This window comes from Phenylobacterium sp., from assembly GCF_965284355.1.
Classification (GTDB): domain Bacteria; phylum Pseudomonadota; class Alphaproteobacteria; order Caulobacterales; family Caulobacteraceae; genus Phenylobacterium.
This window is the reverse complement of the sequence record NZ_OZ260078.1, coordinates 3077948-3086957: the sequence shown is the minus strand read 5'-3', so window position 1 is coordinate 3086957 and position 9010 is coordinate 3077948. Positions and strand designations below refer to the sequence as shown.

Genomic DNA, 9010 nt, shown 5'->3' with positions numbered 1-9010 from the left:
CCCACGAAGTGGGAAAGGCAGGACGAGCGTTGACCTGCTCCCTCACGCCCGGTACCGCCCGGCCCGATGACCTCCCCCCAAAGACTTGGCCCCACGCCGATCTCCGGGCTGTCCCAGCTGGCCGCCCGCTACGATGTGCTGCTCTGTGACGTGTGGGGCGTGATCCACAACGGCCGCGAGAGCTTCGCCGACGCCTGCGCCGCGCTGGCGCGGTTCCGGGCCGAAGTGGGGCCGGTGATCCTGATCTCGAACGCGCCGCGGCCACATGGCCCGGTGATCGAGCAGCTGGATAGCCTGGGCGTGCCGCGGGCTGCCTGGACCCACCTGGTCACGTCGGGCGATGCGACGCTTCCCCTGCTCGCGGCTCGCGCGCCGGGCCGGGTCTGGGCCATCGGCCCCGAGCACCAGAGCGTCCTCTATGGCGGCCTGGACCTGCAGATGGGTGGCCCCGAGGACGCCGACTTCATCTGCGTCACCGGCCCCTACGATGACGAGAACGACGAGCCGGGCGACTATCGCGACCGGTTCGTCACCTGCGTCGCGCGGGGGCTGGAGCTGATCTGCGCGAACCCCGACATCGTGGTCCAGCGCGGCGACAAGCTGATCTATTGCGGCGGCGCCTTGGCCCAGCTGTATGAGAGCCTGGGCGGCCGCGCCGTGATGGCGGGCAAGCCCTACGCGCCGATCTACGAGATGGCCCTGACCGTCGCCGCCGAGCGCCTGGGCCGGCCGGTGGACCGCGCCCGCGTGCTCTGCGTGGGCGACGGTCTGCCCACCGACGTCCGCGGCGCCAACGCGCGCGGCCTCGACGTCCTGTTCGTCGCCAGCGGCATCCACGGGGCCGAGACGATCGGGCCCGATGGGCTGATCCTGCCGGTGGTCGAGGACCTCCTGCGGCAAGAGGGCCTACAGGCGAACTGGGCGATCGCAGATATGATGTGGTCGTGAGCGGACCTGAGTCGCGCGTCGGGTGCACGGACCGGCGAGAGGCTTGAGGGGGCCGCGTAACACGTAGAAGGGGGGTCTTCCGTGCAGGGTCTTTATATCGACGAGCTGGCCGTGGGTCAGTTCGCGGAAATGAGCCGCGTCGTGGGCGTGGCCGACATCGAGGCGTTCGCCGAGGTCTCGGGCGACAACAATCCGGTTCATCTGGACGACGACTACGCCAAGGGCACCGCCTTCGGCGAGCGCATCGCCCACGGGATGCTCTCGGGCGCCTACATCTCGGCGATCCTGGGCACCAAGCTGCCGGGGCCAGGGGCCATATATCTCTCGCAGTCGCTGCGGTTCCGCCGGCCGGTGAAGGTGGGCGACCTGGTCGTGGCGCGCGCCACCATCAAGGCGCTGGACGTCAGCAAGGGCCATGTGACCCTGGACACCGTTTGCGAGGTCGGCGGCAAGACGGTGGTCGAAGGCGAAGCTCTGGTGATTGCGCCCCGCCGCGGGGCGTGACAATCGGGGGCGCATGAAGCGCATCCGGGTCATTCGCGGCTGGAAGGATCTGTCCGACGGCGATCGCGGCGCCGCCGTCGCCATGGGCAGTTTCGACGGCGTCCATCTGGGTCACCAGCAGGTGATCGAGCTGGCCGCCCGCGCCGCTCATGACCTGGGCGCGCCGCTGGGCGTGATCACCTTCGATCCGCACCCGCGCGTCTATTTCCGCCCGGACGAGCCGGCCTTCCGCCTGATGAAGACCGACCAGCTGGCGCGCGCGCTCGAAAAGCTGAACGTCGACATCCTCTATGTCCTGCCGCTCGAGCCCGAGCTCGCCGACATGAGCGACCGCGAGTTCGCCACCGACGTGCTCCATAAGGGCCTGGGCGCGCGCCACGTGGCGGTGGGCTTCGACAACTCGTTCGGCAAGGGCCGGTCGGGCTCTCCGGCCACCATGCGCCAGTACGGCGCCGAGCTGGGCTTCGGCGTCTCGGTGGCCGAGCCGGTCGGAGACGGCGGCGGCGAGAAGTTCTCGTCCACGGCGGTGCGCGAAGCCCTGCGCGACGGTCGTCCCGAGATCGCCGCCGGGATCCTGGGCCGGCCGTTCGCCATCGAGGGACCGGTGCAGCGCGGCCGCCAGCTGGGTCGCAAGCTGGGCTTCCCGACCGCCAACGTCGACCTGGCCGACTACGTCTCGCCGCGTTTCGGGGTCTATGCCGTCCGCACCCGCCTGTCCGACGGCCGCCAGTTCGACGGTGTCGCCAACATCGGCGTGAACCCGACAGTCCAGGGCGTGACGCGGCCCTTGCTTGAGGTCTGGCTCTTCGACTTCGACGAGGACATCTACGACCGGGTCATCGAGACCGACCTCGTGGCCTTCCTGCGCCCGGAGGAGAAGTTCGACAGCCTGGAGGTGATGACCGAACAGGTCATGCGGGATGCGGACAACGCCCGGCGGGTGCTTGGGTCTGAATCATGAAGATGAATGCGCTGCACTGGGTCGCGTTCGGCCTGACCTTCGCCCTGATGATCGTCTGGCAGACGACCCCGCTGGGCGCCTGGGCGCATGCAGCTTTCGTAAGCCTCGGCGTGGACGGCGATTGGGCATGGCCTGTCTGCGGATTGGCCGCATTCTGGGCAATCTACTTCGCTCTGAAGCTCAGCGTCGCGCTTTGGCGTCGTACCCGCACAAAGCCCAGCGACGCCTAGCGCCGCTTGCCCAGCTCCGCGGCGATGTCCTTGGTCATCTTGCCGACCTTGCGATGGGCCGCGGTGAGCTGGTCCTTGGTCACGCCCCACTTCTTCATCCAGTACTCGACCGCCTTGCGCTCGGTGAGGTCGAGGCGGTCCTTGTCGATGAAGAATTCGCCCTTGCCCTTCAGGCCAGCCATGGGAGCCCCTTCGCGATTCAGCCCATTATGATGCCGCGCGTCGCCCGCAGCGTCACCGGCTGACGGTGATGTCCTTGATGAGCGCCTGGACCTGCGCCTTGCCGCCGGCGTTCCAGACCTGTTTCAGGTAGGCCAGCGTGCGGGCCGCGGCGTCTTCGTGCTTCCAGTCGCAGGCGACGAAGGTGCAGTCCTCGAACACGGGCGTTTCGCCGCCGGCATAGACCAGCCGGCTGTCGCGGAACTCGCATTGCGTGAAGACCTCGCCGTCCAACTGGACGATTTCGTGGTTGTAGGTGACGCCGCTGGGCATGCTCAGCTTTCGTCGGCCGAAGGTTCGGCCCCATCAGGGTTGTTCGCGGCGCGGTCGCGTTCGCGCTGTTCGCGCTTGGCAGCGGCTTTCTCGGCCGTCTTGATCGCCTTCTGGCGGTCGCGTTCCATGCGCTCGAATTGGTAGTTGGGCTTCCTCGCCATCGGGGCTCCTGGAGACGTTTCGGTTCACCTGAACCGTCGGGGCTCAGGACATTCGCCTAGCTAGCTAGACCCTTCGGCGCGGAACGGGCCGGGGCGATGGTCTAGCGGGCCTTGCGGGCCGCGTAGCGGGCGTCGCGCTTGGCCTTGGCTTCGGCCTTTGTGAGCGCCTTGCGCTCCTTGCGCTCCCCGCGCTTGGCGTCGAGGCTGGCCGCCTCGGCGGCTTCCGCGCTCAGGCGGGCGGCTTCGATCGCATCGGCGGCGGCCTGGCGCTTGGCGACCTTGGCCTCAGTGCGCTCCTGGCGGACGCGCAGCAGCTCGGCCTCACGGGCTTCGGCGCGGGTCCGCGTATCGGTGGGGGTGCTTGCGGCTTTCGGCTTGAAAGCGGCCAGCAGGGCCTTCTTTGCGTCGGCCGCGGTCTTCAGGCGTTCCTGGAAACCGGTGCGGAGGATCTCGTTCATTCTTGCCCTTTTCGGCTGGTCGCCGCAGCGCAGATCGCCTCGAGGTGTCCCCGGACGTTGCGCGACGCCAGCAGGACGTCGACGGCATGGCAGCCGTCGGCTTTCAGGCGCTGTTTGAGAGCCGCCACGTCACGGACCTCGCCCGCGCGGGCGAGCGCGTAGGCGCGCTCGAGTGTGGATGGTGTCATGGTGTTCAGACCTCCGGCCGGACCGGCATGGCGCCGCTCCGACCAGGGGGCCCTTGTCCTTAGGCGGACTGAAGCTGGCCGGCGGACATCTTGCCGCTGCGCTGGTCGCGCTCGAGTTCGAACGAGACCTTCTGGCCTTCGTTCAGCGAGCCCAGGCCCGCGCGTTCGACGGCCGAGATGTGGACGAACACGTCCGCGCCGCCGTCGTCAGGCTGGATGAAGCCGAAGCCCTTGGTGGGGTTGAACCACTTCACTGTGCCGATAGCCATGTTTTCTGTCTTTCTATTGCAAGATTTGGCGCGCCCCAGGTGGGACTTCGCATCAAATTGTCGGAGAGGATCTTGCGAAGTCCGGGCTCGATCCGAAGAACAAGCGTGGAGAGCAACCGAACCAAATCGCGATTTGATTGGCGCCTTATATCCGAATAGCTCGCCGATAGCCACCGAAATCGGATGCTCGACCAAGTGCGTGCGACGAGACCCCCGCAAAGGAGCCCCTGTTCGCGACGATGTGGAGAGGCCTCGACGGTCCGGTCGTGACCCGTCAGCGCCCCTTGGCGCCGGACTTGCGGCTCTGCTGAAACAGCCACTGAGGCAGGGCTTCATCGGCGAACGCGGGGTCCCAGCTGTTGTGGTTCACGCCCGGCAGTTCCTTGTAGGTGACCTGCGCGCCGGCCGCCTTGAGGGCGGCGGCCATCTTACGGGACTCGTCCACGGGCACGACCACATCGGCGTCGCCGTGCACGATCCAGATCGGCAGCTTGCTGATCTTGCCCGCGAGCGCCGCGTACGGGTCCGGCCCCGCCGCGATCGGTGGCAGGCCGCGGAACGACCCGGCGAAGGCGCAGACGGGCACGACGGCGGCCCAGCGGTCGGGGTTTTCGTAGGCCAGCCGCCACGACCCGTTTCCGCCCATCGACAGGCCGGCCAGGTAGACGCGGTGGGGATCGGTGCGGAACTCGCGCTCGGACTGGGCCAGCGCCGCCAGGGCCACCTTCGCCGGGAGGCCCATCCAGAGCTGATCCTTCGGCGCCTGCGGGAAGACCACGATGGCCGGCCACCGTTCGGGATGACGGCGGATTGCGCCGGCGAGGCCGACTTCGGTCTGCAGCAGGCCGTCCGAGCCCCGCTCGCCCGCGCCGTGCAGCGCCAGGATGATCGGCTTCGCCCCCGCGATCGGCTGGCGAGGCACATAGACCTGGTAGGCGTAGGCCTTGCCATCGACCTTGATGGTCCGGTCGAGGAAGCCCGTCTCGGCCAGGGCCGCCGCCGGCAGCGCCAGCATGAACAGCGCCGCCAGCGCCAGAATCCACCGCGTCATCATCCGCCTCCCCCATGTTGTTGAGAACGAGCGTAGCCCTACGCCCGTCGTTGTCATCCCCAAGACTTGGGTTCGCTGCCTGTCTCTGTTAGAGCCTCCGCCCATGACTTCGGTCCGGAAGAGCGTGCGAATTATCCGCCCGGCGTGACGCCGCCGGACGAAGCCGTTCCAGCGCGCGCCGGGTTTTCACCCCGCACCTCTCAGACCCCCGGACCAGCCTGGACAGAGTGATGGCCGACGACGCCCCGACCCCGACTCGCGACTACCGCGAAACCGTCTTCCTTCCCGAGACGCCCTTCCCCATGCGCGCGGGCCTGCCGCAGAAGGAGCCGCAGATCCTGGCGAAGTGGGCGGAGCAGAACCTCTATCACGCCATGCGCGCCGACCGGCAGCGCGCCGGGGCGCCGCTGTTCGTGCTGCACGACGGCCCGCCCTATGCCAACGGCGCCATCCACATCGGCCACGCGCTGCAGAAGACGTTGAAGGACTTCGTGGTCCGCTCGCGGTTCCTGCTGGGCTTCGACGTCGACTATGTGCCCGGCTGGGACTGCCACGGCCTGCCGATCGAATGGCAGATCGAGAAGGAGCTGAAGGAAAAGGGCCGCCGCAAGGACGAGGTCTCGAAGGCCGAATTCCGCACCCTGTGCCGGGACTACGCCGCCAAGTGGATCGACGTGCAGCGCGACGGCTTCAAGCGCCTGGGCGTCGTGGGCGACTGGGAGAACCGCTACGCCACCATGGACTATTCGAGCGAGGCCGCGATCGTGGCCGAGTTCCACAAGTTCGTGGCGACCGGCCAGCTCTATCGCGGGTCCAAGCCCGTGATGTGGAGCCCGGTGGAACGCACCGCCCTGGCCGACGCCGAGGTCGAGTACCACGACCACAACAGCCCCACGATCTGGGTGAAGTTCCCGGTGACCGAAGGCAGCGACGCGGCGCGCGGCGCATCGGTCGTCATCTGGACCACCACGCCCTGGACCATCCCGGCCAACCGCGCGATCAGCTACAACGAGGCCATCGACTACGGCGTCTACCAGGTCGAGGCGATGGAAGAGGGCCTGGAGTTCGAGCCCTGGGCCAAGCCGGGCGACCGCCTGATCGTGGCCGACAAGCTGTCGGGCGACGTCTTCGCCGCCGCCAAGATCGCCAAGGCCCGCCGGGTCGAGAAGATCGACTGCCAGGGCATGGTCTGCGAGCACCCGTTCGCCAACCTGGACCCGCACTATCAGTTCGGCGTGCCGCTGCTGGCCGGCGACCACGTGACCGACGACGCCGGCACCGGCTTCGTCCACACCGCCCCCGGCCACGGCGCCGACGACTACCTGGTCTGGCTGGCCCACGGCCATCGCGAGATCCCCGAGACGGTCGATCCCGACGGCGCCTACTACCCGCACGTGGCCCTGTTCGCGGGCCTGAAGGTGCTGGAGACCGAGGGCAAGAAGGCGGGCAAGTTCGGCCCCGCCAACCCGGCCGTCATGGACAAGCTGATCGAGGCCGACCGCCTGCTGGCCCGCGGCCGGCTTGAGCACAGCTATCCCCACAGCTGGCGCTCGAAGGCCCCGGTGATCTTCCGCAACACGCCGCAGTGGTTCATCCGCATGGACGAGCCGGTGGACACGAAGGAACTGGGCGGCCGCACCCTGCGCGAGGCCGCGCTGGAGGCCATCGAGGCCACCGCGTTCCACCCCGCGGGCGGCAAGAACCGCATCCGCTCGATGGTGGAGAGCCGGCCCGACTGGCTGATCAGCCGCCAGCGTGCGTGGGGCGCGCCCCTGGCCATGTTCGTCGACAAGGAAACGAACCAGCCGCTGCACGACCCCGAGGTCGACAAGCGCATCATCGACGCCATCGGCCAGGAAGGCGCCGACGCCTGGTTCACCCGCCCGGTCACCGACTTCCTGGGCAGTCACGACCCGGATCGCTACGAGAAGGTCGAGGACATCCTCGATGTCTGGTTCGATAGCGGCTCGACCCACGCCTTCACGCTGGAGGACCGCGCCCACACCAAGTGGCCCGCCGACCTCTACCTCGAAGGCTCGGACCAGCATCGCGGCTGGTTCCAGAGCTCGCTGCTGGAAAGCTCGGGCACCCGCGGCCGCGCGCCCTACGACGCCATCCTCACCCACGGTTTCACCATGGATGAGAACGGCGAGAAGATGAGCAAGTCGAAGGGCAACACCGTCGACCCCGAGACCGTCATCCGCGAGAGCGGCGCCGAGATCATCCGCCTCTGGGCCTCGATGATCGACTACGCCGACGACAGCCGGATCGGGAAGACGATCCTGCAGACCACCTCGGACGCCTACCGCAAGCTGCGTAACACCGTGCGCTACATGCTGGGCGCGTTGGCCGACTACAGCGCCGATGAAGCCGTCGAGCTGGAGGAGATGCCGCCGCTGGAGCGGTTCATCCTGCACCGCCTCTGGGAGCTGGATGGGCAGGTGCGCGCCGCCTACGAGGCCTACCTGTTCCAGGACGTGATCCGCCCGATCCTCGACTTCTGCCAGGAGGACCTGTCGGCGCTGTTCTTCGATATCCGTAGAGACAGCCTCTACTGCGACAAGCCCACCGAGCTGAAGCGCCGGGCGGCGCGCACGGTGATGGAGGCGGTGTTCGAGCGGCTGACGGCATGGCTCAGCCCGCTCATCCCGTTCACGATGGAAGAGGCCTGGACTACCCGCTACCCGGACGCCCACTCCAACTGCCTGCGCACCATCCCGATCACCCCGGCCGAATGGCGCAACGACGCCGAGGCCGCCCGTTGGGCCAAGGTCCAGAAGGTGACATCGGTCGTGACCGGCGCGCTGGAGGTCGAGCGGCGCGAGAAGCGGATGGGCGCCGCCCTGGAAGCCGCGCCGAAGGTCTATGTCGCCGACGCCGACCTGATGTCCGCCCTGGAAGGCCTGGACGCCGCAGAGGTGTTCCGGACCAGCCAAGCGACCCTGGTCGCGGGCGAAGGTCCCGCCGGCGCTTTCTGCCTGCCCGAGGTGGGCGGTGTCGCCGTGGAGCCCCTGAAGGCCGAGGGCCGCAAGTGCGCCCGCTCGTGGCGGATCCTGCCCGAAGTGGGGTCCGACCCTCGGTACCCTGACCTGTCGCTGCGTGACGCCGACGCCGTGGCGGCCTGGGACGCGGCCCGCGCATGACGGAGGCCACGCAAGCATCGCAGCCGGGCGTCACCCGCTGGGGCTGGCGCGCCTATGCGCTGGCCGCCGTGGTGCTGATCCTGGACCAGCTCACCAAGTACTGGATCCTGTCGGTCGTGCGCCTCCCCGAAGGCGCGACGATGGAGGTGTTCCCGCCGCTGCAGTTCACCCGCATCTGGAACGAAGGCGTCAGCTTCGGCCTGTTCCAGGCCCAGCACGACCTGGTGCGCTGGGGCATGGTGGCCTTCAACGTGATCGTGGCGGTTCTGCTGTCATACTGGGTGCGCACCCAGACGCGGCTGCTGCCGGCGGTGGGCCTTGGCCTGCTGATCGGCGGGGCGATCGGCAACGCCATCGACCGCGCCCGCTTCGGCGCCGTGGTGGATTTCATCGACGTCCAGCGGCTGGGATTCTTCCCCTGGATCTTCAACATCGCCGACGCCGGCATCACCATCGGCGTCATCTTCATCCTGCTGGACAGCCTGCGGCGTGAACGTCCGGCCTGACGGCGTTGGCTCAGGCGCGCGGTTGGGGTATCCAGACCGTCCGCCGTTTTCCGGCCACGGACAGCGGGCACACTGCAGGACGATGCGCCACCCTTCGAT

Annotated in this window: 13 protein-coding genes; 6 read left to right on the top strand and 7 right to left on the bottom strand. The window is 68.3% G+C overall.

The genetic code is table 11. From position 1 onward, the window contains the following. Window positions 1-66: 66 nt before the first annotated feature. The 4 genes from ACQ66R_RS15115 (at window position 67) to ACQ66R_RS15100 (ending at window position 2643) form a co-directional block, all read left to right on the top strand. Window positions 67-948 (top strand): TIGR01459 family HAD-type hydrolase, encoded by an 882-nt coding sequence (locus ACQ66R_RS15115; protein ID WP_430423335.1) that lies wholly within the window; start codon window positions 67-69, stop codon window positions 946-948. An 81-nt stretch (window positions 949-1029) separates the two neighbouring features. After that, window positions 1030-1452: a MaoC family dehydratase gene (locus ACQ66R_RS15110; protein WP_430423333.1), complete on the top strand. Its 423-nt coding sequence runs from the start codon at window positions 1030-1032 to the stop codon at window positions 1450-1452. Between the two features lie 13 nt (window positions 1453-1465). Further along, a complete protein-coding gene (locus ACQ66R_RS15105; protein WP_430423331.1) occupies window positions 1466-2413 on the top strand; it encodes a bifunctional riboflavin kinase/FAD synthetase in 948 nt (315 codons plus the stop codon). After that, window positions 2410-2643, top strand: a complete 234-nt coding sequence (locus ACQ66R_RS15100) for a hypothetical protein (RefSeq protein ID WP_430423329.1) — start codon at window positions 2410-2412, stop codon at window positions 2641-2643. Before ACQ66R_RS15105 ends, ACQ66R_RS15100 begins: the two co-directional genes overlap by 4 nt. Here ACQ66R_RS15100 and ACQ66R_RS15095 read toward each other — a convergent pair. The 7 genes from ACQ66R_RS15095 to ACQ66R_RS15065 form a co-directional block, all read right to left on the bottom strand. After that, window positions 2640-2825 (bottom strand): DUF3606 domain-containing protein, encoded by a 186-nt coding sequence (locus ACQ66R_RS15095; protein ID WP_430423327.1) that lies wholly within the window; start codon window positions 2823-2825, stop codon window positions 2640-2642. The two genes, ACQ66R_RS15100 and ACQ66R_RS15095, sit on opposite strands and share 4 nt — an antisense overlap. A gap of 52 nt (window positions 2826-2877) precedes the next feature. Continuing rightward, a complete protein-coding gene (locus ACQ66R_RS15090) occupies window positions 2878-3135 on the bottom strand; it encodes a hypothetical protein (RefSeq protein WP_430423325.1) in 258 nt (85 codons plus the stop codon). A 2-nt stretch (window positions 3136-3137) separates the two neighbouring features. Continuing rightward, entirely contained in the window at window positions 3138-3296 is a 159-nt protein-coding gene (locus tag ACQ66R_RS15085) for a hypothetical protein (RefSeq protein WP_430423323.1), read from the bottom strand. A 101-nt stretch (window positions 3297-3397) separates the two neighbouring features. After that, the gene (locus tag ACQ66R_RS15080; RefSeq protein ID WP_430423321.1) at window positions 3398-3754 is read right to left on the bottom strand and encodes a DUF6481 family protein; all 357 of its coding nucleotides are present in this window, start codon (window positions 3752-3754) and stop codon (window positions 3398-3400) included. Next, entirely contained in the window at window positions 3751-3942 is a 192-nt protein-coding gene (locus ACQ66R_RS15075; protein WP_293361890.1) for a hypothetical protein, read from the bottom strand. The genes ACQ66R_RS15080 and ACQ66R_RS15075 overlap by 4 nt, the downstream gene beginning before the upstream one ends. Window positions 3943-4001: 59 nt before the next feature. Continuing rightward, entirely contained in the window at window positions 4002-4211 is a 210-nt protein-coding gene (locus ACQ66R_RS15070) for a cold-shock protein (protein ID WP_331086539.1), read from the bottom strand. Window positions 4212-4485: 274 nt separating this feature from the next. Then, window positions 4486-5262, bottom strand: coding sequence for a prolyl oligopeptidase family serine peptidase (locus ACQ66R_RS15065; protein ID WP_430423318.1), 777 nt, complete (start codon window positions 5260-5262; stop codon window positions 4486-4488). A 230-nt stretch (window positions 5263-5492) separates the two neighbouring features. Between ACQ66R_RS15065 and ileS the strand changes: the two genes are divergently transcribed. Both ileS and lspA read left to right on the top strand, forming a co-directional pair. Then, window positions 5493-8405: an isoleucine--tRNA ligase gene (gene ileS / locus ACQ66R_RS15060; protein WP_430423316.1), complete on the top strand. Its 2913-nt coding sequence runs from the start codon at window positions 5493-5495 to the stop codon at window positions 8403-8405. Next, on the top strand, window positions 8402-8911 hold the full coding sequence (lspA, locus tag ACQ66R_RS15055) for a signal peptidase II (protein WP_430423314.1): 510 nt from the start codon (window positions 8402-8404) through the stop codon (window positions 8909-8911). The genes ileS and lspA overlap by 4 nt, the downstream gene beginning before the upstream one ends. The last annotated feature ends 99 nt before the right edge of the window (window positions 8912-9010 follow it).